Origin of the sequence: Gordonia spumicola (assembly GCF_009932475.1) — a bacterium.
In the GTDB taxonomy this organism is placed as follows: domain Bacteria; phylum Actinomycetota; class Actinomycetes; order Mycobacteriales; family Mycobacteriaceae; genus Gordonia; species Gordonia spumicola.
On sequence record NZ_BJOV01000002.1, the window covers coordinates 205,477 to 229,536 of the forward strand.

The window sequence follows — 24,060 nt, forward strand, 5'->3', positions numbered from 1 at the left end:
GAGTCGTAGTACTTTCCTGGAGAAAGGCCGGTACTTCCCATGACGACGACGACCGTCACCATCGGAACGATCGCCGCATTGATCAGCCTCGTCTGCTGGGCGCTGTTCCTGCGCGGTGTGTTCACGATGGTCCGGACCATCGCCCAAGGTCAGAAGGTCGATTCGGGACGGTTCGCCTACCCCGGCAAGCGCCTCGTGACGATGATGAAGGAATTCGTCGCGCACACCCGGATGGTCAAGTTCCGCACCGTCGGCTGGGCCCACTGGCTGGTGATGTTCGGCTTCCTGATCGGTGCGATCTTCTGGTTCGAGGCCTACGGACAGATCTTCGACCCCGAGTTCCACTGGCCGATCTTCGGCGCGTGGCACATCTACATCTTCGCCGATGAGGTCCTCGGACTCGGCACGGTGATCGGTATCACGGCGATGATCATCATCCGCCAGCTGAACCATCCGAGGCTGCCGGGCCGCCTGTCGCGCTTCTCGGGGTCGCGCTTCGGCGCCGCGTACTTCGTCGAACTCGTCGTCCTCATCGAGGGCCTCGGCATGATCTTCGTGAAGACCTTCAAGATCGCGTCGGGCATCGAGAACCCGCCGATCTGGACGTCGTTCTTCACCCACTACTTCGCGCAGCTCTTCGACGGCATCTCCGTGTACGCCGTCACCGCGGCCGCGGTCGTGAAGCTGATGTCGGGCATGATCTGGCTCGCCGTCGTCGGTCTGAACATCGACTGGGGCGTCGCATGGCACCGCTTCGCCGCGTTCCCCAACATCTTCTTCAAGCGTGAGTCGGACGGCGGTGTCGCCCTCGGCGCCGCAAAGCCGATGATGAGCCAGGGCAAGGTCCTGGACATGGAGACGGCCGACCCCGACGTCGACGCGTTCGGCGCGGGCAAGATCGAGGACTTCAGTTGGAAGGGCTGGCTCGACTTCACGACCTGTACCGAATGTGGTCGCTGCCAGAGCCAGTGCCCCGCCTGGAACACCGGCAAGCCCCTGTCGCCGAAGCTGATGATCATGTCGCTCCGCGATCACGGTCAGGCGAAGGCCCCGTACCTGTTCGCCGGTGGACGCAAGGACGTCGGCGGCGAGGAGATCGGCCTGGTGGACGCCGACGGCAACGTCGACGAGGCGAAGCTCGCCGCGATCCCGGAGGCCGCACGTCTGGAGTCCGAGCGCAAGCTGGTCGGCGAATCGCTCGGCGGCGATCCGGCCGGCGCCGTCATCGACGTCGAGGCCCTGTGGAGCTGCACCACGTGCGGCGCGTGCGTCGAGCAGTGCCCGGTCGACATCGAGCACGTCGACCACTTCATCGACATGCGCCGCTACCAGGTCCTCATCGAGTCGGACTTCCCGTCCGAGCTCGCGGGCATGTTCAAGAACCTCGAGAACAAGGGCAACCCGTGGGGCCAGAACTCGTCGGCGCGCACCGCGTGGATCGATGAGATCGACATCGACATCCCGGTCTACGGCAAGGACGTCGAGTCGTTCGAGGGTTACGAGTACCTGTTCTGGGTCGGCTGCGCAGGCGCCTATGAGGACCGTGCGAAGAAGACGACGAAGGCCGTCGCCGAACTCCTCGACATCGCCGCCGTCGACTTCCTCGTCCTCGGCGAGGGCGAGACCTGTACCGGCGACTCCGCTCGTCGCGCGGGCAACGAGTTCCTGTTCCAGATGCTGGCGCAGCAGAACATCGAGACGTTCAACGAGCTGTTCGCGACCGCGCCGACGCAGCGCAAGAAGATCGTCGTCACCTGTGCGCACTGTTTCAACGCGCTCGGCAACGAGTACCCGCAGGTGGGCGGCGAGTACGAGGTGGTCCACCACACGCAGCTGCTGAACCGCCTGGTCCGCGAGAAGCGTCTGGTTCCGGTGGCCCCGATCGGCGGCGGCGAAGCCGTCACCTACCACGACCCCTGCTACCTGGGACGTCACAACAAGGTGTACGACGCCCCGCGCGAACTGATGGATGCCGCGGGCGGCGAACTCACCGAGATGCCTCGCCACGGCGAGCGGTCGATGTGCTGTGGCGCGGGCGGTGCCCGCATGTGGATGGAAGAGCAGATCGGCAAGCGCATCAACGTCGACCGCGTCGACGAAGCGCTCGACACGCTCACCGCTGCACCCGCAGGCGAGACGACCAAGAAGATCGCGACCGGCTGCCCGTTCTGCCGCGTGATGCTCACCGACGGTGTGACCGCCCAGCTGAGCGGCACCGAGGACGAGGGCAAGGTCGAGGTGATCGACGTCGCGCAGATGCTGCTCGAGGGCGTGAACCGCGGTCGCCAGGAGGTGAAGCGCGGAGGAAACTTCCTCGGCCCGATCCCCGTGGCGGCCCCCGCAACCGTGCCCGCTGCTGTTGCGGCCCCGGCCGCCAAGCCTGCCGCTGCGAAGCCCGCCGCAGCAGCTCCGGCCGCCGGTGGTCTGGCTCCGGCAGGCGGCCTGAAGAAGCCCGGCGGCCTCAAGAAGCCCGGCGGCGCCCCCAAGCCCGGCGGCGCCGCGGCTCCCGCTGCTGCACCTGCGGCTCCTGCCGCCGGTGGTCTCGCGATGGGCGGCGGAATGAAGAAGCCCGGCGGCCTCAAGAAGCCCGGCGGCGCTCCCAAGCCCGGCGGCACTGCCGCTCCGGCCACGCCCGCCGCGGCTCCCGCCGAGACCGCGACCGCGGCCACCGAGGGCAAGGCCAAGGGATTCGGCATGGCAGGCGGCTTGAAGAAGCCCGGCGCCAAGAAGCCCGGCACCGCTGCTCCGGCAGCTGCTGCTCCCGCCACTGAGGTCGCTCCCGCAGCTCCGCCCGCTGAGGCCGCCGCAGTCGCCGAGGTCACGTCGGGCACCGAGGGCAAGGCCAAGGGATTCGGCATGGCAGGCGGGCTGAAGAAGCCCGGCGCCAAGAAGCCCGGCGCCGTTGCTCCGGCAGCCACCGCGGCTCCGGCCGCCGAGGCCCCGGCTGCTGAGGCCCCGGCCGAAGCCGCTCCGGTCGCTGAGGCCGAGCCGACCTCGGTCGCCGCAGTCACCGAGGGCACCGAAGGCAAGGCCAAGGGATTCGGCATGGCGGGCGGCTTGAAGAAGCCCGGCGCCAAGAAGCCCGGCGCCCCGAAGCCCCTCGGCGGAGCTCAGGAACCACCCGCTGCCGCGACTCCCGCTCCGGCCGTCGAGGCCGAGTCCGACGTCGAGGCCCCGGCCGCTGAGGAACCGCAGGCCGCTCCGACCGCGGACTCGCGGACGATCACGGAGACCGGTGCATCGAAGGCGAAGGGCTTCGGCATCGCCGCAGGCAAGAAACGCCCCGGCGCGAAGTAGACGGTTCGACCGCGAGAACGGCCCGGAAGCGAAAGCTTCCGGGCCGTTCTTCTTCCCCCGCATCTTAAGAAAAGCGACGTTTTCGTGCCACCGAACAGATCTGAGGTTGGCACATCTTCCTGGCGTTCCCGCACTTGAAGGCCCATATTCGGGACACCGTGCTCGACCGACCGAGAATCCGGGACCGCTTTGCTGAATTTCGTCCCACGCCCGAACCGCCGAGTCTCTCGAAACATGATTCGTCCGTTCGAGCTACACGATTCAGGTAGCGGAGTTGTGACTCAAGGCACTCAGAAGGTGGATTGTGTGCCTACTTATGGCCGCTTGGCACACGCTTGAGTCGATTGGCAACACCAGTCACACGCGCAACACTCGTTCTTAGGCGATGGCTTACGTTTTCCTGAGCAATCGATCAACAGCAGTTCGCTGTCGTGCTGTCGTTCGTCGCAACGATCTAAGGGGAAAACGAATCATGCTCAGCCGGAGAAGCGCGGCCACAGCCGCGACGATCGCCACCGCGGTCGGTTCACTCGTCGCCTTCGCGCCGACGCCGACCGCATCGGCGGCCGACATCGTCACGACCACAACCTTCACGCACGCCTGCGCCGTCGACGGCTCGTTCAGCGACTGGACGTCGAACTACAACGACACCATGGTCGTGAGCGCGCCGGCGACCGTCGCACCGGGTGAACAGTTCACCATCAAGATGCAGGCCGGCCCGCTCGTCATGCCCGACGCCGCCATCGGCCGACTGAAGTACGACTTCAAGGTCCCCGACAACGCGACAGTCGTCTCGGCACAGTTGGTCGCGGGCACCGCCGTCGGCCTCGGCGGCCAGACTCCGACGCTGTTCCGCGTGAACGCCGCAGGCCAGGTCGACGCGAACGGCCAGTATCTTCGCATGACCGGCGACGGCCACCTCACGATCAACAACGGCCCCAACGGCAAGGACAACGACCCGGGCAAGGGCCTGCAGGTCGCGAAGAACGTCCAGTGGAAGACCCCGCAGATCGCCATCGTCGTCAAGGCGCCGATGACCGAGGGCACCCACATCACGACGGGCATCCGCACCGGTGCCGAGACCGCGGCGATCAAGGTCGACGAGACCAGCATCAGCTTCGGCGACACCCGCAATGTCGTCGACAAGACCGCTTCGTACTGTGTCGCAGCAGGAAACGGACGCGGCGCGCTGTCGAGCACCGAAGTGGTCGACCCGGCCGTCCGTACCACCGTCACCCTCGACGTCCCCGACAACGCGGGCGCCGGCCAGGAAGTGACCCTCAAGGCGAACCTCGATCCCGACAACGCCGAGGGCAAGGTCCAGTTCAAGGACGGCGACGACAACATCGGTTCGCCGATCACCGTGACGGGCGGTGTCGCCACCCTCGACCACACGTTCACCACACGTGGCGATCACGACATCAAGGCCGTGTTCACCGCCGACCCCGGTTTCCGCGACGCGACCTCCGGCGTGAAGACCGTCGTCGTCAAGTCCGCGACGACCACCGCCCTCGACGCCCCGGCGACCGCGCGCGTCGGCGAAGAGGTCACGTACACCGCGAACATCGATCCCGATGACGCGACCGGCACCGTCCAGTTCAAGGACGGCGACGACGACCTCGGCGCACCGGTGCCAGTCGTCAACGGCAAGGCCACCCTGGACCGCAAGTACGACGAGGCCGGGACGCATCACATCAAGGCCGTCTTCAACGCCACCGGGCACTTCGCCGACTCCGAGTCCGACGCCAAGACCGTGACCGTCAAGGACGCCGACTTCGCGACCACCGCCGTCGTCATCGACCCGATGGACGCGGTGACCGGCGAGTCCACCTCGCTGCGTGCGACCGTCCGCCCGATCCCGGACGGCGGCAAGGTCGAGTTCTTCGTCGACGGCAACTCGGTCGGTGAGGCGAACGTCGGCACCGCCGACGGCGTGGCAGTTCTGGCCCACACCTTCACCACCGCAGGTACGGCTGCCGTGACCGCCAAGTTCCTCGGCGCGGACGGCTTCGCCGCATCGGACGTGTCCGCTCCTCGCAATGTCACCGTGAAGAATCCCGACACCCGCACGAACACCAGCACCAAGCTGTCGGTTCAGGGTGCACCGAACGTCGGCAAGACCGTCACGTTCACCGCGACCGTCGATCCCGGCACCGCGGGCGGATCGGTCCAGTTCCGCGCCGGCACCCAGGAGCTCGGCGCCCCTGTCGCCATCGTGAACGGCGTCGCAACGCTGACCCACACGTTCACCGAGGAGGGCACCTACGCCGTCACCGCCGAGTACCTGGGCGACGACGACAACCGCGCCTCCGAGTCGGGTCCGACCATCATCAAGGTGACCACCGCGTCCACCCCGGTCGACCCGGGCGGCAACGGCTCCCTCGACACCGGCTCCCTCAGCGGCCTCCTCGGCAACTGACACCCCACTTCTCTAGGAGATCTTCGTGAAGAAGTCAGCACGCCGGATCCTCGCGATCGGCGCAGCTACCGCCGCCGGGCTGACGGTCCTCCCGACCGTTCCCGTCGCCAACGCTGAAACCACAACAACAACGTTCGACGTGATGTGCCTGGCGACCCCGTCGTCATCGCTCGCGGGCGGACCGCAGAACATCGGCAACCCGGGCGCTCAGATCACCGTCGACGCCCCCGCCACGGTCAATGCGGGCGACGAGTTCGACGTCCTCATCTCGCCGCCGCCGATCACGATCCCGAACGGCATCACCGCATCGGGCATCACGGCCACGATCGAGGAGTCGTCGCGCATCAAGATCGACGTCATGATGCCCGACAACGCCACCTACCTCAGCGGTGAAGTCGTCCCCGGCACCTCGATCGGCCTGAGCGGCACCGCGCCGAACATGCTGCGCGTCAACGAGGCGGGCACGGTCGATCCCAACGGCACCATCCTGCGCCTGTCGGGCAACAACCAGGTCATCGGCAACGGTCCGTCGTCGAGCAAGAACTCGTCGGGCGGTATCGTCGCCAAGAACGTCGGCGGCAGCAGCGCGTCAACCACGTTCAAGCTCCCGCAGGTCAAGGCGCGTCTGAAGGCAGGCACATCGGGCGCCATCAACCTGAAGCTCCGCACCGCGGGCGACGCGGGCACGTTCGGCAACGACAAGAACCCGATCACGCTCCTCCCGAAGGCGAGCGCGCCGCTCGTCGGCACCATCTGGGCGCCCGCGCAGTGCACGCCGCGCACCGGTGCGGGTGATCCGCTGAACAACGGCGCGGGCCCGCTCGCGACGGTGAACATCACCGAAGCCGACAAGCAGACGACGACGACGCTCGCCGTGCCCTCGACGGTCAAGAACGGCGACACCGCCACGCTGACCGCGAACATCGCACCTGCCGCGAACGGCGGCACCGTCCAGTTCTCGCTGAACGGCGACGATCTCGGCGCGCCGGTCGACGTCGAGAACGGCAAGGCGTCGATCGAGCACAAGTTCGAGACCGACGGCGACTTCGACGTGAAGGCCGTCTTCTCCGGCACGAACGGTTTCGAGGGCTCCACGTCGAGCACCAAGACGATCAAGGTCACGACCGACGACGTCACCACATCGGTTCGCACCACGGGCCCGAACGACGCGTACGTCGACGAGGACGTCAACCTGACCGCGCAGGTCACCCCTGCAATCCAGGGCGGCACCGTGACGTTCACCGTGGACGGCGCTTCCGGCCCGACCGCCGAGGTCGGCTCGGACGGCACCGCAGTGGCTCCGTACAAGTTCACGACTCCCGGCACGCACCGCGTGCTGGCCCGCTACTCGGGTCGTGCGGGCGTCGCGGGTTCGGTCGCCCCGATGTTCCCGGTCAGCGTCACCGCTGCCCCGGCGGCTGCCGTCCAGACGACGACCACGTTGTCGCCGGTCGGCACCGTGAACAAGGGCGAGTCGGTCACCCTGAAGGCCACCGTCGATCCGTCGAACGCCAACGGCACCGTGCAGTTCAAGATCGGTGACAAGCCGATCGGCCGTCCGGTCCGTGTCGTCAACGGAGTCGCCACCCTGACCACGACCTTCGCGACCGGCGGAGAGTTCGCGATCAGCGCCCAGTTCACGGGCGACAACGGGTTCATCGACTCCGCGTCCGATCCCGAGACCCTGAAGGTCCCGGGCGGCGAGGATCCCGGCACGCCCACCGATCCGGGCACCGGATCGCTCGGCAACATCTTCGGCAGCTGACCCCTCCGAGGTAGGCCCCGACAACGGCGGCCCCGAACACTCCTACGAGAGTGTTCGGGGCCGTCGCCGTTCTCCACCGGAAACGCTGGTGGCGCTCGGCCGCGTTACAGTCAGTCAGGCCTGCCGGCCACGTACGTGTGGGCCACCGCCGCGGTCAACAGCGTGTCGACGCCGTCGATGAACGGGTCCCGTTCGAGCACCACGAAGTCCGCCGACATCCCCGGCACCAGGCTGCCGATCGTGTCGTCCCAGCGGCACGAGTACGCCGCGTCCGCCGTCCCGTGCACGATCGCCTCCGCCAACGGGAGCGCATACTTCGGCAGATTCGGTTCCAGTCCGTCCACCAGCGCGGACCTTCTCGTCGACGCGATGTACATGTTCGGCAGCGGAGGATACGGAGCCGTCGGCGCATCCGTCCCGAACGCCACGACGGCGCCTGCCGCACCGAACTCCGGCCACGGATAGCCGCGGTCGGCCCGATCGTCGCCGAGCACCGCCCGCCACTGTTCCTGGATCGCCGGGTCACAGTGCACCGGTTGCATCGATGCGACGAGACCGAGCCGCGCGAGCCGAGTCACATTCGCCTCGGTGACGGTCTCCAGGTGCTCCAGCCGATGGCGTCTCGGGATGTCGCCGTTCACCTCGATCGCATGCTCGACGGCGTCGAGTGCGATGTCGGACGCCTCGTCGCCGATCGCGTGCATGGCGACCTGCAGGCCCGCCGCATCGGCCGCGGCGACGACGGGGGCAAGCGCGTCCGCATTCCAGATGGGTCCGGGATGGCTGCCGTCGGTGAACGGGTGCTTCATGGCCGCGGTGCAGCTGTCGATGACACCGTCGACCATGATCTTGACGCCGACGATCCGCAGCCACGGGCCTGACAGTCGGTCGCGCAAGGCCGCGGCCTCGGCGACCTGAGCCAGACTCGTCTCGAGCTCGGACGATCGCTCGATCAGCCAGTGTCCCGCCACCCTGATCGGAAGTCGGCCGCCGCCCGCCTCCAAGGCACGCTCCAGCGCCTCCAGATCGGGGCGGTTCAACGACATGTCGACGACGGCTCCCACCCCCGAGGCCCGGTAGCGGGCGAACGCCTCGGCGAGCGCGGCGTCGCGGTCGGCGTCCGTGGTCACCGCGTCGAGATGATCGCGCATCCGGCCGAGCGCGGCCGTCTCGTAGAGCATTCCGTCGGCGACCCCCGACTCGTCTCTGCTGATCTCGCCGCCGATCGGATCCGGGGTGTCGTCGTCGATTCCGAGTTCGCGAAGGGCCGCGGTGTTCACCCACGCCGAGTGGACGTCGTTCGAGGTCAGGTAGACGGGCCGGTCGGCGACCGCCGCGTCGATCATGTGCCGGTCCGGGGTGGAGCCGTCGAGCGCACCGTACAGCCAGCTCCGGCCGATGATCCGCGGCGCGTCCGGCGCGTCGGCCACCGCTCGCCGCAGCCGTTCTTGGATGTCAGCGAGATCCTCGGCGTCGACCAGGTCGACCTGCCCGAGCGACTCGCCCAGTGACACGAGGTGAGTGTGAGCGTCGACGAAGGCCGGCAGCACCAGGGCTCCGCCGAGGTCGACCGTCCGATCCGCACCCCAGGTGTCCGCGGTGTCGGTGTCCCCGACGTAGGCGATCGTGTCGCCGTCGACGATCAGCGACGACACCCATCCCGTGTCCGCGGCCGTGAACACACGCCCGTTCCGGTAGTGGACCGTGCTCATCGAAGAACCTCCGTCGTCGCGGGCGCCGCCAGTCGGCGCCATTCGCCGGTCCCGGCGGAGGTCGGCGGGCCGTCGAGCACCGACACCGCGCGGGTCGCCGGGTGCAGGCGCACCGTGGCGAGGGTGCGCCATCTGGCCCCGAGAGCGGCGTCCGGCGACGGGACGCAGCACAGTTCCGCCTCGCCGGGCCCCGACGACAACCAACCGGGCAACGCGTCGACGTCGGCGACCGAGCCGGAGCGCGGCAGTCGGGACCGGACGAGGTCGAATCGGGCGCGCGAGTCCGGAACGTCGAGCCACCACTTCTCGCCGATGCTGTTCACCCGGTCGAGGAAGTGGTTCGTGTGAAGCAGGTAGCCGTCCACCGGGGTCAGGTCCGCGACGCGCCCCGGCGACAGCTCCGCGCACACCGCGCTACGCGCGTCGAAGACGGTCAGCGCGCTCGACGAGGTGATCGTCGCCGAAGCCAGGAGGTCGAGTGCGGCCTCGACCGAACCGCAGTCGGCGAGGATGGTCGCCGCCAGCACGTGCACCGGCACTCCGCCGGGGGCGTCGTCCACATGGCCGAGGATGTTGAAGTGCACGGCGAGGCCGGCCTCGTTGACGCCGATCTTGCCGAGGACGCCCGCCTCGCTCAACCCGACGTGCGCGAACCGAGTCCCGGAGGCCGAGTACGTGTGCCAGAACGGGTCCAGTTCCTCGTGCCAGTCCCACGTCTGGATACCGAAGGGCTCCGCGCCGTCCGGCGCCACGACGAGGGTCGTGCACTCCGGCGACGGCGCGGGGGCGAGAGTCAGGATCTCGGTGCGCGCGTTGAGCATGAGGACCTCGTCGACGCCGATCTCGGCGCCCCGTGCGATCCCTTCGAGCTCGTCGAAGACGTCGGGGCGCCAGTCGGTCAACGCCCGCGCCGTCTCGGCGACAGCGACGTCGATCTGCTCCGTGGACACGCCGAGGGCGTCGAACAACCGCCGGTACTCGACTGACGCGTCCGACATCACCGCGCGCAGTGCGCGACCGCGCTGCCTGCCGCGCTCGGCGGGGTCGTCGGAGTCGACGACGACGTGCGGTCGCTTCACGCCGCAACACCGATCTGGCGACGGATCGTCGACGCCATCATCGTCCCGTAGATCACCGATGCGAGCACCATGCCGACGGGGAGAGACAGGTCGACGTCGCTCATCGCGGACGCGACGGGCCCGGTGAAGTCGGGCGCGCTCACGCACAGGATCGCGGCGGCGCTCGACACGATCAGCGCGACGAATCCCGCCGGATTCACGCCGCCCACGTACCAGAACGGGCTCGCGCTCGTCTCATCGCTCACCTGCAGGCCGTCGTACCGGTTGCGGCGCAGGACCAGGTCGGTCGTGTAGATGGCGATCACCGGACCGGTCACCACCACGATGAACTGCATGAGGTTGCTGATGGTGTCGATGAAGTTGGAGACCAGGAGCGCGTAGAGGGTGAGCGCGATCCCGACCGTGCCGTCGAGCAGCACGCTCACCGATCGTCGCAGTCGTAGTCCGACGGCCTGCAGGGCCAGACCGGAGCTGTAGGCGGTCATCGCGTTGTTGGCGACGGTGCCGACGATCACCGCGACGAGGAACACCGGCACGAACCAGTCGGGCAGAACGCCTTCGAGACCGGTCTGCGGGTCGGTCATGTCGACCGCTGTCGCCGCGATCGAACCGATCGAGGTGAACAGGACGCTCGGAACGAACATGCCGATCGTGGTCCACCAGGTGATCGACGCGACGGACGTGTTCGACGGCAGGTACCGCGCGAAGTCGGCCGAGTTGGAGTACGAGAGCGGTCCGGACGCCACGAGAGCGGTGCCCGCGGTGAGGGTGCCGAAGAGTTCGACGCCGGTCAACGGCGGCGGATCGTACGACCAGACGGCGTGACCGATGACGAAGTAGGCGAGCATCGCGAAGACGGTGATCAGCGCCAGGGTGAGCGGAACGTAGACGCGGACGATCGTGGCGTGACCGTAGACGGCGAGCACGAGGGTCACCGCCGCGATGGCGACGATGATGACGATCTTCGTGACCGTGTTGACCGGGATGCCGAACCGGTCGGCGAGCGCGAATCCGGTGGCCGCGGCCGCGGCCCAGTTCATCGCGAGGTAGCAGACGCTGATGAGCCATCCGGTGATCGCGATGTTCACCCTGTTGCCGTGTACTCCGAACATGGCACGCATGATCACTTCGCTCGGCGTGCCCGACGCCGCTCCGCTCGCCGCGATGACGCCGACGGGGATGCTCACCAGGTTGCCGACGACGATGACGGCGATCGCCTGCCAGAGCTGGAGGCCCATGAGGACGAGCGCGCCGCCGACGACCAGGGCGAGGTAGCTGACGTTGGGCGCGGCCCACACCGCGAACAGATCACGGGCCTTGCCGCGACGTTCGCTCTCGGGGATGAAGTCGATGCCGTGGGCTTCGATGCGTCCGACGCCGTCTACGTCCGGTGCCAGCTTGTCTGCCTCGGTAATCGTGCTCATTGTGTCTCCAACATCATGTGGTTCCCCCGCTATGGTGTAGATCACGCTAGATATGCAAATCGATTTGGACAAGACGTTGTCGAACGTGGATTTCTCCGACCCTCCCCTCGACTAACGTCGGATCGATGAAGGGTCAACGGTCCCGGCCGACGATTCACGACGTCGCTCGGCGAGCCGGCGTTTCGGCGACCACCGTCTCCCACACGTTCACCGGGAACGGCACCGTCGCCGCACGCACCCAGGAGATCGTTCGCGAGTCGGCCGCCGAACTCGGCTACCGGCCCGATCCGCTCGCGCGCGGACTGCGCAACACGCGGCACGGCGTCATCGGGCTGGTGATCCGACAGCTCCACTCGTTCGACTCACTGCTGCCGACGGGCGTCGACTACTTCCTCCGCTTCGCAGGCGCCGCCGCCCTCACCGCCCTGGAGCACGACTACGCACTGATGCTCGTCCCCGATCCGACGGGCGAAGGCAGATCCGGAGACACGTCCCTGTGCGACGGATACCTCATCGCCGATCCCGTCCACGGCGACCGACTCACCGATCTCATTCGCTCGCAACGTATTCCGCTCCTGACCATCGGATACGAACCCGGTGGTCCCACCGACGACGCGCTCAGCCTCGACAACACCACGATCACCCTCGACGTCCTCGATCACCTCGCCGAGCGGGGCGCTCGGCGGATCGCCGTGGTCCTCGGCACGGATGAGAACGCGTGGAACATCGACACCGAACGCGCCTACCGAGACTGGACCGCCCGCCACGGGCAGCGGCCGATCATCAGCGCGCGCGCCGAATCGGACGGAACCGCGGGCGGCCGCAACGCCGCCGGCGAGTTGTTCGACGTCGCCGACGACCTCCGACCGGACGCCGTCTACGCCATGACCGGACGTCAGGCGGCGGGCGTCATGGAGGCGCTCGCCGACCTCGGGCTCACCGTCCCCGACGACGTGCTGATCGCCTGCGGCTCCGACTCCGAGCACACGCGCACATCACGACCGGCCATCACATCGGTGCAGCTCCATCCTCATCTGCTCGCGTCGGCGGCCGTCATCACGATGATCAACATGCTGGAGCACTCCGATCACCCGGTGCCCGAGACCGATCTCCGCCCGACCCTGGAGATCCGCGGCTCGACTGCACGGCCCGAGAGGCCGACCGGCGAACGTTGGTGACGTTTCCAGGCTAACGGCGGCCGAAGCGGCCGGTTACGAAATGACGGGCAGCGAGATCGAGGGGCGCGTCCGCGCTGGACTCTGGTCGCGGGAGGCGCGCACGGTGTTCATCTCGGTGGAACATCCGATGGGCGATGCGGCGCGGATCAGAATCGTCTCCGCCGCGTACGGCGGCGTCATCGACCGCGCTTCGGCCGCATGGTGGCACGGGTTGACGAAGGAACCACCTGTCGACGTCCAGATCGCTGTCGGCCGATCCGTGCGGGCGACGCGACAGATCGGCACGCCCGTCGACGCGAAGCGGCGGTCGTACCCGTCCGAGGACATCGTCACCTTCCGCGGCATCCAGGTCACCTCGCTCTCGCTGACGGTGCTGGAGGCATCCGCCGAGTTGGACGACGGCATCGCGCTGATGGACCGCGCACTCCAGACGAAGTGCGTCACGGTGGCATCCCTGCGTGCGGCCTTGGACCGGAACTCGGGCGCTCACGGAATGAGGCGAGCGCGGTTCCTCTTGAATGCGGCAGCTGACCTGTCCGAATCGCAAGCCGAGCGACTGTTCATCAAGATTCTCCGAGAGTACGGGATCACCGGGTGGACGCAGCAGGTCTGGATCGCCGGGTTCAAATGCGATTTCGCGTGGGTCGTCGAGGGGGTCGCCGTGGAGATCCACGGCTGGGGCTGGCATCACCAACACGACCGCTGGGAACGCGACCAGAAGTGGATCAATGCGATGTACGGCGTCCAGTGCGTGCCGTTGGTCTTCACCTGGGAGCGCATGACGACCGATCCCGCCGGGTGCATGGCGGAGCTGATCGACGCCATCGAGCGCAGGCGCGCGGCAGCTGAACGTTGGTGACGTTTTCCGGCTCTGCGCCGGATAACGTCACCAACGTTCTCGCGCCTCAGTCGCGGTAGCGGACCATCAGCGGCGCGTGGTCGGAGAGTCGGGACTCCGGGGACGGTTCCTTGTCCACCCAGACGGCGTCGCAGCGGCGGGCGAGGGCCGGGGAGGACAGTTGGTGATCCACTCGCCAGCCGACGTCCTTGGTGAACGAGTCGCCCCGCCAACTCCACCAGGTGAGCGGGCCCGGCCGATCACCGTGCGTCGCCCTCACCACGTCGACGAGACGTCGCGGGGACAGCAGCGAGGAGAACCACTCCCGTTCCTCCGGGAGGAAGCCCTCCATCTTCCGCGCGGCCCGCCAGTTCGTGACGTCGTGCTCCACATGGGCCACGTTGAGGTCGCCGACGAGCGTGAAGTCGCGGCCCGCACGGGCGGCGGCCAATCGATTGCGGTCGAGTTCGCGCGCGAACCCGGCGAGGAACCGCATCTTGCGCTGATACTTGGCTCCGCCGTCCATCTCCTCCCGCATCCCGCCGGGACGCTGCAGATGTGCGGGCTGACCGCCTTTCGGCAGGTAGAGGCAGGCGACCGTCAGTGGCCTGTCGGCCAGATCCACTTCGATGTAGCGGCCGTGCGACGCGAAGGCTCCGAGGCCGCGGGCCTTCGGGGGATCGACGGCCCACGACCGCACCGCGGCGGGCTCCACCCGCGTCAGCAGGCCGACGCCGTTGCGCCCGAAAATCGATCCGACGTCCACCGACGCCGTGTATCCGGGGAACTCGCCGACCTCCGACAGCGGGCAGCGCAACTCCTGCAGACCCACGACGTCGGGCGACCGGTCGGCGAGCCACTCGTCGAACCCGCGCCGCCGAGCAGCGCGAATGCCGTTGACGTTGAACGATGCGACAGTGAAACCCACACCACAACAATGCACGGCCGGGCATTGTCGTCTGCTCGCGGCTGACAGAATGGACGCATGAGCCGTCCCCACGTGTCGCACCAGAACCTCAATCTGCGCACTCTCGAGCAGTCCGAGAAGCTGCAGAACGTCTGCTACGAGATCCGCGGTCCGGTGCACGCGCACGCGTCGCGCCTCGAGGCGGAGGGACACCGCATCCTCAAGCTGAACATCGGCAACCCGGCACTGTTCGGTTTCGAGGCCCCGGACGTGATCCTGCGCGACATGATCCACGCCCTCCCCTACTCGCAGGGCTACTCGGAGTCGGCGGGAGTCCTCTCGGCGCGACGCGCCGTGGTGACCCGCTACGAGCTGATCCGCGACTTCCCGTACTTCGACGTCGACGACGTCCTGCTCGGCAACGGCGTGTCCGAGCTGATCACGATGACGATGCAGGCGCTGTTGAACAACGGCGACGAGGTCCTGATCCCGGCCCCCGACTATCCGTTGTGGACGGCGATGACGGCCCTGTCCGGCGGCACCCCGGTGCACTACAAGTGCGACGAGGACAACGGCTGGAATCCGTCGATCGAGGACATCGAATCGAAGATCACGCCGAACACCAAGGCGATCGTCGTGATCAACCCGAACAATCCGACGGGAGCCGTCTATTCGCGCGAGGTGCTGCAGCGCCTGGTCGACGTGGCTCGCAAGCATTCGCTGCTGATCCTGGCCGACGAGATCTACGACAAGATCCTGTACGACGACGCCGAGCACATCAACGTCGCCTCGCTGGCGCCCGACCTGCTGGTCTTCACGTTCAACGGCCTCTCGAAGGCGTACCGGGTGTGCGGTTACCGCGCGGGCTGGGTCGTCATGACGGGACCGAAAGATCACGCGCGCGGCCTGATCGAGGGCATGGGGATTCTCGCGTCGACGCGCCTGTGCGCCAACGTCCCGGCTCAGCACGCCATCCAGGTGGCGCTCGGCGGCTACCAGAGCATCGACGATCTGGTCCGCCCCGGCGGTCGCCTGCTGGAGCAGCGCAACGTCACGTGGGACAAGCTGAACGAGATCCCCGGCGTGAGCTGTGTGAAGCCGATGGGCGCCCTGTACGCGTTCCCGCGGCTCGATCCGGAGGTCCACGAGATCCACGACGACGAGAAGTTCGTGCAGGACCTGCTCCTGCAGGAGAAGATCCTCGTCGTGCAGGGTTCGGGCTTCAACATGCCCGACACCGAGCACTTCCGGATCGTGACTCTTCCGTGGGCGCGGGATCTGACCGATGCGGTGGAGCGGATCGGCAACTTCTTGTCCTCGTATCGCCAGTGACCTGCGGAAACGCGGGCGCTAACTAGAGCTAGCGCTTTTACTGTCACCGGTGGTACCGTGTCAACGAGCAATGGCACGATCGGAGACGGCACATGACTGATTGGCAGCGCAGCGACATCACGGCGGGCGCCGTGCGACTCGCGACGTACGCGTACGGCGACACCACCGACACGACCCGCCCGGCGGTGGTGCTGGTGCACGGTTGGCCCGACACGCATCACCTGTGGGACAACGTGGCGCCGCAGCTCGCGGAGCGTTACCGCGTGTTCGCCTACGACACCCGTGGCTTCGGCGAGAGCGACCGTCCGACCGACGTCCCGTCGTACGCGCTGCCCGGTCTGGCCGACGACCTGTTCGCGGTGATCGACGCCGTCACCGACGGCGGAGCCGCGCACGTCGTCGCCCACGACTGGGGTTCGGTGCAGACGTGGGAAGCAGTGACCACACCCGACGCCGAGAGGCGCATCAAGTCGTTCACGTCCGTCTCCGGCCCCAATCTCGACTTCCTCGGCGAGTGGGCTCGCGCTCAGCTCGCCACGCCGACCCCGCGCAACATCGGCCGTGCCCTCTCGCAGGTGGCGTCGTCGGCGTACACCGGCTTCTTCCAGGTCCCCGGGGTGTCGGACGCCTTCTTCCGCACCCTCGGCTCGGACAAGCTGTGGACCGAGTTCCTGCACTTCGTCGAGGGCACGCCGCGCGAGAACGTCTCGTTCGCGCCGACGCTGCGCGAAGACATGATCTCCGGCCTGAAGCTGTACCGCGCCAACATCCGCGGAAAGCTCGCCAAGCCCGAACCGCGTCCGACGAAGGTCCCCGTCCTCGAGGTCGTCAACGACCGCGACATCGCGCTGCGTCCGGCCATCTTCGACCTCACGTACACGCACGCCGAGAAGCTGTGGCGCAAGAGCGGCACATCCGGCCACTGGCTGCCGTACACCAACCCCGACTACCTCGCGGAGACGGCGCGCGAGTTCATCGACTTCGTCGAGAACGGCACGTCGAGCGCACCGAACACCATCGACCGCGCCCGCCAGCTGACCGCTCCCCTGCCGCTCACCGGCAAGCTCGCCGTCATCACCGGTGCGGGCAGCGGCATCGGCCGGGAGACCGCGTACGCGCTCGCCGCACTCGGCTGTGAGGTCGTCCTCGCCGACATCAACGTCGCGGGCGCCGAGGAGACGGCCACCGAGTGCAAGGCGAAGGGCGTGCTGACCAACGTCTACGAGCTCGACGTCTCGAAGCTCGCGGCCGTCGACGAGTTCGCCGAGACAGTCCGCGCCCGTCACGGGGTCCCGGACATCGTCGTCAACAACGCGGGCATCGCCCTCGCCGGCGGAGCGCTCGACGCGTCGGACGCGCAGATCGAGCGCCTCTTCGACATCAACGTACGCGGCGTCATCTCCGGCAGTCGCGCGTTCGCCAAGCAGATGGTGGCACGAGGCACCGGCGGCCACATCGTCAACCTGTCGTCGGCCGCGGCGTTCACCCCGTCTCGCGACCTCGGCCTGTACTCGGCGAGCAAGGCCGCCGTCCTCATGTTCTCGGAGAGCCTGCGCGCCGAGCTGGCCGAGCACAACATCGGAGTGAGCGCGATCTGCCCCGGCATCGTCCACACGAACATCACGAACGCCACCGAGTACGCGGGCGCCGCCGATCAGGAGGCGACGCGCAAGAAGATCGACGGCTTCTACGAGAAGCGGAACTTCACTCCCGACCGGGTCGCGAAGGAGATCGTCGACGCCGTCGTCTCCAACAAGGCCGTGGTCCCGGTGACGCCGGAGGCCAAGTTCGGGTACCGCGTGTACCGATTCATCCCGTGGGCGTCGCGCATCGCCGCACGTCAGAAGCTGAACGGATAGGACGAAGACGATGACCGCTGTGCACGCCAACCGTTCCACCCCCGAGACCGATCCGGGCGAGGTGGAACTGCACGCCCGCAACGTCGAGTTCGACCTCTCCGGCACGCCGCTCCACTGGATCCCGGACGCGCCGGTCTCGTCGAACATGATCACGGTGCTGAACCTGCTGCTGCCCGAGGGCGAGCGCTGGTTCGTGGAGACGTTCAACGAGGCGCTCCCGATGATCAAGGACGACAAGCTCGCCACCGCCATGCGCGGCTTCGTCGGTCAGGAGGCCATGCACGCCGAGGTCCACGACAAGGCCGTCGAGAACTGGCTGTCGCGCCACGGCGTGGACGCCACCGGCTACCTGGAGCAGATGGAGTGGATCTTCCGCAAGGTCCTCGGTCCCCGTGAGGGCCAGACGCCGGAGCAGGACCTCAAGCATCTCATCGAGCGTCTGTGGCTGATCGCCGCGATCGAGCACTACACGGCACTGCTCGGCGATTTCGCGTTGAACTGCACGTGGACCGAGAACGGCGCCGACAAGAACATGGCGGACATGTTCGTCTGGCACGGGGCGGAAGAGGTGGAGCACCGGGCGGTGGCGCACGACGCCGCGGCCTACTTCGGCGACACCCCGATCCGTCGCGGCCGTGCGATGGCCCTGGCGATGCCGTTCCTCGCGATCCTGCTGGTCCGAGGGTTCCGGTTCATCAACAGCCAGGACCCGCTGTACGACGACATGAGCGTTCCGGCCAAGTACACGAAGTACGTCAAGGACTACTTCGTCGAGTCGCGTCGCGGCCTGTTCCCGAAGATCGGCGGCCTCGTGTGGGCGACGGCCACCTACTTCAAGCCCGGCTTCCACCCGAACGACATCGGCGACACCGCTCAGGCCGTCGCGTACCTGGCGTCGTCGCCGGGCGCTCGTCGCGCGGGGTGATCCGGCGATGAATCACGTGATGCACCCGCACACGACCGCGTTGTCCACCGAGCCGCCGCATCTTCACGGCCGGTGGCGACGCGATCCGCTGATGCGCATGATCACCGGTATCGGCAAGGTGTGGTTCCCGTTCTGGGGCCGTCTCGAGCCGCTGCGGGAGACCTCGGAGGACGACAACGTCCAGGTGCTGGAGATCGTCGGACGCGAGGTTGTCGCGCTCGACGAGAACGTGATCGCGTTGACGTTCGCCGCACCCGACCGGTCGGTGCTTCCCGAATGGCATGCCGGAGCCCACCTCGACCTGCTGCTGCCGTCCGGCCGCATGCGCGAGTACTCGCTGTGCGGCGATCCGGGCGATCGGACGACCTACCGCATCGCGGTCCGGCGCATCCCCGACGGAGGCGGCGGGTCGAAGGAGGTCCACGACGACCTCAAGGTCGGCGACACCATCTCCATCAAGGGCCCGCGCAATGCGTTCCCGCTGGCGATGCCCGGTTACGGGTCGCCCGTCGGCAAGTTGCGGTTCATCGCCGCAGGCATCGGCATCACTCCGATCCTGCCGATGGTCGCGATCGCCGACCGTTTCGGCCTCGACTGGTCGATGGTCTACACCGGCCGCTCGCTCGAGTCGATCCCGTTCCGCCGCGAACTCGCCCGATACGGCGACCGCGTCCAGATCCGCACCGACGACGATCACGGTCTGCCGACGATGTCCGAGCTCGTCGGCGATGTCGGCGACGCCGGGCTGGCCGTGTACTGCTGCGGCCCCACCCCGATGCTCGAAGCGCTCCGCGTCCACCTCGTCGGCAGCGACGACGTCGAGTTGCACTACGAGCGCTTCTCGCCGCCGCCGATCGAGAACGGCACCGAGTTCGAGATCCGTCTGAGTTCGACCGGGGAGACCGAGACCGTCGCGGCGGACGAGTCGGTGCTGACAGCGCTGCGTCGTCTGCGTCCGAACACTCCGTACTCGTGCCAGCAGGGCTTCTGCGGCACGTGCAAGCTGCACGTGTCCGACGGCGTCGTCGAGCACCGCGACGGGAGCCTCATGGAACCCGAACGCCAAGCCGGCTACTTCCTCCCCTGCGTCTCACGCTGCGAGACCGACTCCCTGACGATCGACGCCTGACCTCTCGACCTGCTCCGCCCTTGGAGCGCGTCCTCCCAGCCCTTCGAGCGCAGTCGAGAAGAGCTTCGAGCGCGTCCTCCCCGGTCTTCGAGCGTGTCCTCCCCGGTCTTCGAGCGCAGTCGAGAAGGTCTTTGACAGAATGCTGTCGTGACCGAGTACCGAATCGACGACCTTGCACAGGCCGCGGGGACCACGACGCGCAATGTGCGCGGCTATCAGGATCGTGGTCTGATTCCCCGGCCCGTCCGTCGTGGGCGGATCGCGATCTACAACGACGAGCACCTCGCTCGACTCCGCGTGATCAACGACCTGCTCGGTCGGGGCTTCACGATGCAGCACATCGGCGAGTTCTTCGAGCGGATGCGGCAGGGTGAGGACCTGGCCGAGGTTTTGGGTCTGCGGGAGATGGTGTCGGAGCCGTGGTCCCGGACGCCGTCGGAGACGATGTCGGCGGAGAGACTGCACGAACTGCTCGGGACGGACGATCCCGAGCTCCTCGCCCGGGTGCGGGAGTCGGGTCTCATCGAACCGGTCGGCGACGACGACCCGCCGAGCCAGTACACGGTCACCGACACCGAGAGCGTGGACGGATACATCCGCCTGATGGCGATCGGCGTGCCGTTGGAGTACATCCTCGGTCTGCAGCGCACCTTGGACGCCGACATGGATCGGGCGGCGCACACGTTGATATCGGCGGGTCGCCGGGCCATCACGGAGGGCCGCTTCGACGGCTGGATCCCGGAGAGCGACGAGGAGTCGGGCTGGGCGTCGTTGTTCCTCGGCGAACTGCGTCGAACGGGACGGGTGGCCGCCCACAACACCCTGTACCGCGCACTGGACCGCGAACTCTCACGCCAGTTGGACGACTATCTGGCGATCGCCCGCGAACGCAGGCACGCCGCAGACACAACCTAGTTCACGACGATCGGCGGGAGTCCGGGGATCGGGTTGGGCACGGTCCTGCGCTTGTGGCCGGGGTCGGGGGTGCGGCCCGTCGACGGTTTCTTGGTCGTCTTCTTCGGCGGAGGCGGCGGCGGGGGCGTCGTGTAGGCGAGCATCGTCGACCGGGCCGCGGCCATCTCGGTGGGATCGGCCGTGGTGGGGATGCGTTCGGGTTCGGACGATGTGGTCGACGGCTTCTGGGCGGTGTCCGAGGCGCTTTCGGAGTCGAGGGCGGCCATCGTCGGGCCGCCGTGCTCGTGGACGTTCATGGCGACGGCCGTGCCCGCACCGGCCAGGCCGAGCAGCACGACGACCGCCGCGGCTGCCGTCCACCTGCGACGGCGCCGCGCCTGCAGTTCGCGTTCTTCGTCGGACGGACCGTCGACGGGCGCGGTCTCGTACTGGACGTCGCCGTTGTCGTCGAGCTCATAGTCGGCGGGATCGATGCCGGACGCGGTGAACGACATCGGGCCGCTCTCGTCGGACTGTTCCGTCCAGGCGAGGGTCGCGGGGGTCTCGTCGACCCGGTCGAGGAGTCCGGTCTCCCGATCGTCGCCGCCGAAGGTGGCGGGGAACGGGTCGCCGGGCAGCAGTGCGCTGAATCCGCGTTCGGTGAACGCCTCCCACAGTCCCGGCCATCCGTCGGTGCCGGGGCCGAGGAGGATCGCGTCGACGGGCTGCGATCCGGCGAGTTCGATGAGCATGCCGTGCAGGCGGTTCACCTCGGGAACCGTCGCCTCGACCATGTCGACGCGTGTCACGGAGACGAAGCTGACGGCGCCGCGGCCCATCGCGAGGGCGCTGTCGCGGTCGCCGATGGTGGTTCGCGTGTGCGCTGCGAGGGGTATGAGTTCGGCGAAGACCTCGGGGTCCTCGGCTTCGGGGACCTTCCCGTTCTCGACGAGTTCGCCCGCGATCCGGACGTCGAGCACCGCGGGTACGATGCGGGCCTCGCGGAGTTCGCCGATCACTCGACGAGTTCCGTCGACACGGCCCATCCACACGCCGTCGTCGCCGAAGGTGATGGCGAGCACGGCGCCGGTCGGGGCGGGCGGGATCGGGAAGTCCGCCAACCATCCGAGAGTGCCGTGTCCGCTTGTCATGGTGTCAGTTCCGGAAGTTCAGATACGCCTTGGAGGGCGTCGGACCGCGCTGGCCCTGATACTTGGATCCGACAGCGGCGCTGCCGTACGGATTCTCGGCCGGGCTGGACAGCCGGATCAGGCACAGCTGGCCTATCTTCATGCCCGGCCAGAGGGTGATCGGCAGGTTCGCGACATTCGACAGTTCGAGCGTGATGTGGCCGCTGAAACCGGGGTCGATGAAGCCTGCCGTCGAATGCGTGAGCAGACCGAGGCGGCCGAGGGACGACTTGCCCTCCAGACGGCCCGCGAGGTCGTCGGGGAGCGACACCACTTCGAGGGTCGACCCGAGAACGAACTCGCCGGGATGCAGCACGAACGGCTCGCCCGCGGCCGGTTCGACGAGCGTCGTCAGCTCGTCCTGCTGCTGCTTCGGGTCGATGTGCGTGTACTTCGTGTTGTTGAAGACGCGGAACAGCCCGTCGAGGCGCACGTCGACGCTCGACGGCTGGACCATGGCGTCGTCGAACGGGTCGACGCCCAGTCGGCCCCCGCCGATCTCGGCACGGATGTCGCGATCAGATAACAGCACTCATAGAGGTTAACTGAACTTTGCTCACGCCCGGGCATCGGTCGCATCAGATCACTCGTCGGATCGAGGCGTATCGGTCGAGGGCGTCGAGCCGTTCGGCGGCGTGGTCGACGATCGGTTCGGGGTAGTCCGCGGGCCGGTTGACGCCGAGGCGGTGCACGAGCGTGCCGGGGACGCCGCGGAGTTCGGGCACCCAGCGACGGACGTAGTCGCCGTCGGGATCGAACTTCTCACCCTGCGTCGTCGGATTGAACACCCGGAAATAGGGCGCAGCATCGGTCCCGCAGCCCGCCACCCACTGCCATCCGTGCTGGTTGGACGCGAGATCGCCGTCGATGAGCCGATCCATGAAGTGGCGGGCGCCCCACTGCCACGGCAGGTGGAGGTCTTTGGTCAGGAACGACGCGACGATCATCCGCACCCGGTTGTGCATCCACCCCTCGGCGTTCAGCTGACGCATGCCCGCATCGACGATCGGGTAGCCGGTGCGGCCGTCGCACCACGCCCGGAACGCGGATTGCGCGGCGGCCCCGGTGTCGTGCGGGAGGCGGCGGAACTTCTCGTCGTACTCGACGTACGCGGTGTCGGGGCGGTGATGCAGGACGTCGGCGTAGAACTCCCGCCAGCACAGTTCGCTGCGGAACTTCGACGCACCGGAGTCGTTGCGGGTTCCGAGCTCGTGCAGGAGCGTCCGCGGATGCAGGCAGCCGGTCTTCAGGTATGCCGACATCCGGCTGGTGGCGTCGAGGTCGGGGCGGTCGCGGTCGGCGTCGTAGGTGTCGAGACGGTCGTCGACGAAGCTGCGCCATCTCGTCAGTGCGGCCCGTTCACCGCCGTTGCTGTCCGCGTCGACGACTGTCCGCCCGTCGAATCCCGACGGATCGATCCAGTCGACGGTCGTCTCGTCGGTCTGTGCGGGCGGCCGCCACCCGTGGTCGTTCCAGGAGCGCCGAAACGGCCCGAACACGCGGTACGGCGTGCCGTCGGCCTTGCGGATGCGGCCCGGCGCGACGGCGTACGGCGACCCGGTGCGGACGAGCGGCGTGTCGCCGAGGGCGTTCTCGACCTCACCGTCGCGACGTGCACCGTACGGCGTGAAGTCGGCCGACACGTGCACCGACGACGCCCCGAGTTCGGTGACGATGCGCGGTACCTGGTCGACGGGGTCTCCGCGCACAACGAGTAGCCGTCCACCGAGAGTCTCGTCGAGTGCGGAGAGGCAGCCCAGGAAGAAGTCGGTCCGCGGACCCGGTCGCGCGACACGCTCGTCGAGCACGAACACCGCCACCGCAGCGTCCGACTCCCCCGCCGCCGTCAGCGTCGGCAAGTCGTGCACGCGCAGATCGCGCCGGAACCACACCACCGAAAGATCCGCGATCTCCGACTCCTGTCCTGGTCTGCGCACACCCGGGCCGCGTACGTTTGTTACGGTAGTCGTCGCACGGTCACACCGTGCAGCGCCGATGTAGTTTAGTGGTAGAACAGCAGCTTCCCAAGCTGCGAGTGCGGGTTCGATTCCCGTCATCGGCTCAAATAACAGCAGGTCAGACGCGGTAAATGTGCGATAATCGCACCATGTC

Annotated in this window: 17 protein-coding genes and 1 tRNA gene; 11 read left to right on the forward strand and 7 right to left on the reverse strand. The window is 67.8% G+C overall.

The genetic code is table 11. The annotated features are described in order from the left end of the window. Window positions 1-39 precede the first annotated feature (39 nt). From GYB83_RS02965 to GYB83_RS02975, 3 genes are all read left to right on the forward strand, one after another. Complete coding sequence (locus tag GYB83_RS02965) at window positions 40-3,297, forward strand: (Fe-S)-binding protein (protein ID WP_161894081.1); 3,258 nt, start codon at window positions 40-42, stop codon at window positions 3,295-3,297. A gap of 472 nt (window positions 3,298-3,769) precedes the next feature. Continuing rightward, window positions 3,770-5,716, forward strand: a complete 1,947-nt coding sequence (locus tag GYB83_RS02970) for an Ig-like domain-containing protein (RefSeq protein ID WP_228461145.1) — start codon at window positions 3,770-3,772, stop codon at window positions 5,714-5,716. 25 nt (window positions 5,717-5,741) lie between these two features. Beyond that, the gene (locus tag GYB83_RS02975) at window positions 5,742-7,481 is read left to right on the forward strand and encodes an Ig-like domain-containing protein (RefSeq protein WP_161894082.1); all 1,740 of its coding nucleotides are present in this window, start codon (window positions 5,742-5,744) and stop codon (window positions 7,479-7,481) included. A gap of 110 nt (window positions 7,482-7,591) precedes the next feature. Here the strand turns inward: GYB83_RS02975 and GYB83_RS02980 are convergent, their stop codons facing one another. Genes GYB83_RS02980 through GYB83_RS02990 form a run of 3 tightly spaced genes read right to left on the reverse strand, consistent with a single transcriptional unit; the run spans window position 7,592 to window position 11,696 of the window. Beyond that, window positions 7,592-9,193 (reverse strand): amidohydrolase, encoded by a 1,602-nt coding sequence (locus GYB83_RS02980; RefSeq protein WP_161894083.1) that lies wholly within the window; start codon window positions 9,191-9,193, stop codon window positions 7,592-7,594. Further along, a complete protein-coding gene (locus GYB83_RS02985) occupies window positions 9,190-10,272 on the reverse strand; it encodes a C45 family autoproteolytic acyltransferase/hydrolase (RefSeq protein WP_228461146.1) in 1,083 nt (360 codons plus the stop codon). The genes GYB83_RS02980 and GYB83_RS02985 overlap by 4 nt, the downstream gene beginning before the upstream one ends. After that, window positions 10,269-11,696 (reverse strand): purine-cytosine permease family protein, encoded by a 1,428-nt coding sequence (locus GYB83_RS02990; protein ID WP_161894084.1) that lies wholly within the window; start codon window positions 11,694-11,696, stop codon window positions 10,269-10,271. Before GYB83_RS02990 ends, GYB83_RS02985 begins: the two co-directional genes overlap by 4 nt. Window positions 11,697-11,821: 125 nt before the next feature. On the opposite strand from GYB83_RS02990, the gene GYB83_RS02995 reads away from it, so the two are divergent. Together GYB83_RS02995 and GYB83_RS03000 are read left to right on the forward strand one after the other, a co-directional pair. Further along, complete coding sequence (locus GYB83_RS02995; protein WP_161894085.1) at window positions 11,822-12,874, forward strand: LacI family DNA-binding transcriptional regulator; 1,053 nt, start codon at window positions 11,822-11,824, stop codon at window positions 12,872-12,874. A 40-nt stretch (window positions 12,875-12,914) separates the two neighbouring features. Beyond that, entirely contained in the window at window positions 12,915-13,733 is an 819-nt protein-coding gene (locus GYB83_RS03000) for a type IV toxin-antitoxin system AbiEi family antitoxin (RefSeq protein WP_161894086.1), read from the forward strand. Window positions 13,734-13,779: 46 nt separating this feature from the next. Here the strand turns inward: GYB83_RS03000 and GYB83_RS03005 are convergent, their stop codons facing one another. Next, window positions 13,780-14,640: an exodeoxyribonuclease III gene (locus GYB83_RS03005; protein ID WP_161894087.1), complete on the reverse strand. Its 861-nt coding sequence runs from the start codon at window positions 14,638-14,640 to the stop codon at window positions 13,780-13,782. Window positions 14,641-14,697: 57 nt separating this feature from the next. Here GYB83_RS03005 and GYB83_RS03010 point away from each other — a divergent pair, with 57 nt between their 5' ends. The 5 genes from GYB83_RS03010 (at window position 14,698) to GYB83_RS03030 (ending at window position 20,779) form a co-directional block, all read left to right on the forward strand. Then, complete coding sequence (locus tag GYB83_RS03010) at window positions 14,698-15,951, forward strand: pyridoxal phosphate-dependent aminotransferase (protein WP_161894088.1); 1,254 nt, start codon at window positions 14,698-14,700, stop codon at window positions 15,949-15,951. Between the two features lie 92 nt (window positions 15,952-16,043). Continuing rightward, window positions 16,044-17,810, forward strand: coding sequence for an SDR family oxidoreductase (locus GYB83_RS03015; protein WP_161894089.1), 1,767 nt, complete (start codon window positions 16,044-16,046; stop codon window positions 17,808-17,810). A gap of 10 nt (window positions 17,811-17,820) precedes the next feature. After that, window positions 17,821-18,735 carry a metal-dependent hydrolase gene (locus GYB83_RS03020; RefSeq protein ID WP_161894090.1) on the forward strand — a complete coding sequence of 305 codons (915 nt, stop codon included), beginning with the start codon at window positions 17,821-17,823 and terminating at the stop codon, window positions 18,733-18,735. Between the two features lie 7 nt (window positions 18,736-18,742). Beyond that, window positions 18,743-19,864, forward strand: a complete 1,122-nt coding sequence (locus GYB83_RS03025; protein ID WP_161894091.1) for a PDR/VanB family oxidoreductase — start codon at window positions 18,743-18,745, stop codon at window positions 19,862-19,864. A 147-nt stretch (window positions 19,865-20,011) separates the two neighbouring features. Beyond that, complete coding sequence (locus GYB83_RS03030) at window positions 20,012-20,779, forward strand: MerR family transcriptional regulator (RefSeq protein ID WP_161894092.1); 768 nt, start codon at window positions 20,012-20,014, stop codon at window positions 20,777-20,779. On the opposite strand, the gene GYB83_RS03035 is transcribed toward GYB83_RS03030, so the two are convergent. Genes GYB83_RS03035 through GYB83_RS03045 form a run of 3 tightly spaced genes read right to left on the reverse strand, consistent with a single transcriptional unit; the run spans window position 20,776 to window position 23,858 of the window. Continuing rightward, on the reverse strand, window positions 20,776-21,909 hold the full coding sequence (locus tag GYB83_RS03035) for a hypothetical protein (RefSeq protein ID WP_161894093.1): 1,134 nt from the start codon (window positions 21,907-21,909) through the stop codon (window positions 20,776-20,778). The genes GYB83_RS03030 and GYB83_RS03035 overlap by 4 nt on opposite strands. Before the next feature lie 4 nt (window positions 21,910-21,913). Then, a complete protein-coding gene (dcd, locus tag GYB83_RS03040; RefSeq protein ID WP_161894094.1) occupies window positions 21,914-22,480 on the reverse strand; it encodes a dCTP deaminase in 567 nt (188 codons plus the stop codon). A 46-nt stretch (window positions 22,481-22,526) separates the two neighbouring features. Further along, window positions 22,527-23,858, reverse strand: a complete 1,332-nt coding sequence (locus GYB83_RS03045) for a cryptochrome/photolyase family protein (RefSeq protein ID WP_161894626.1) — start codon at window positions 23,856-23,858, stop codon at window positions 22,527-22,529. Between the two features lie 81 nt (window positions 23,859-23,939). Between GYB83_RS03045 and GYB83_RS03050 the strand changes: the two genes are divergently transcribed. Next, window positions 23,940-24,010 (forward strand) — tRNA-Gly (locus GYB83_RS03050). Window positions 24,011-24,060 lie beyond the last annotated feature (50 nt).

Bases quoted from the DNA above. Each gene is read 5' to 3' on its own strand.
- GYB83_RS02965 (WP_161894081.1), top strand. From the start codon at position 40: ATGACGACGACGACCGTCACCATCGGAACGATCGCCGCATTGATCAGC.
- GYB83_RS02970 (WP_228461145.1), top strand. From the start codon at position 3,770: ATGCTCAGCCGGAGAAGCGCGGCCACAGCCGCGACGATCGCCACCGCG.
- GYB83_RS02980 (WP_161894083.1), bottom strand. From the start codon at position 9,193: ATGAGCACGGTCCACTACCGGAACGGGCGTGTGTTCACGGCCGCGGAC.
- GYB83_RS02990 (WP_161894084.1), bottom strand. From the start codon at position 11,696: ATGAGCACGATTACCGAGGCAGACAAGCTGGCACCGGACGTAGACGGC.
- GYB83_RS02995 (WP_161894085.1), top strand. From the start codon at position 11,822: ATGAAGGGTCAACGGTCCCGGCCGACGATTCACGACGTCGCTCGGCGA.
- GYB83_RS03000 (WP_161894086.1), top strand. From the start codon at position 12,915: ATGACGGGCAGCGAGATCGAGGGGCGCGTCCGCGCTGGACTCTGGTCG.
- GYB83_RS03010 (WP_161894088.1), top strand. From the start codon at position 14,698: ATGAGCCGTCCCCACGTGTCGCACCAGAACCTCAATCTGCGCACTCTC.
- GYB83_RS03015 (WP_161894089.1), top strand. From the start codon at position 16,044: ATGACTGATTGGCAGCGCAGCGACATCACGGCGGGCGCCGTGCGACTC.
- GYB83_RS03020 (WP_161894090.1), top strand. From the start codon at position 17,821: ATGACCGCTGTGCACGCCAACCGTTCCACCCCCGAGACCGATCCGGGC.
- GYB83_RS03025 (WP_161894091.1), top strand. From the start codon at position 18,743: ATGAATCACGTGATGCACCCGCACACGACCGCGTTGTCCACCGAGCCG.
- GYB83_RS03035 (WP_161894093.1), bottom strand. From the start codon at position 21,909: ATGACAAGCGGACACGGCACTCTCGGATGGTTGGCGGACTTCCCGATC.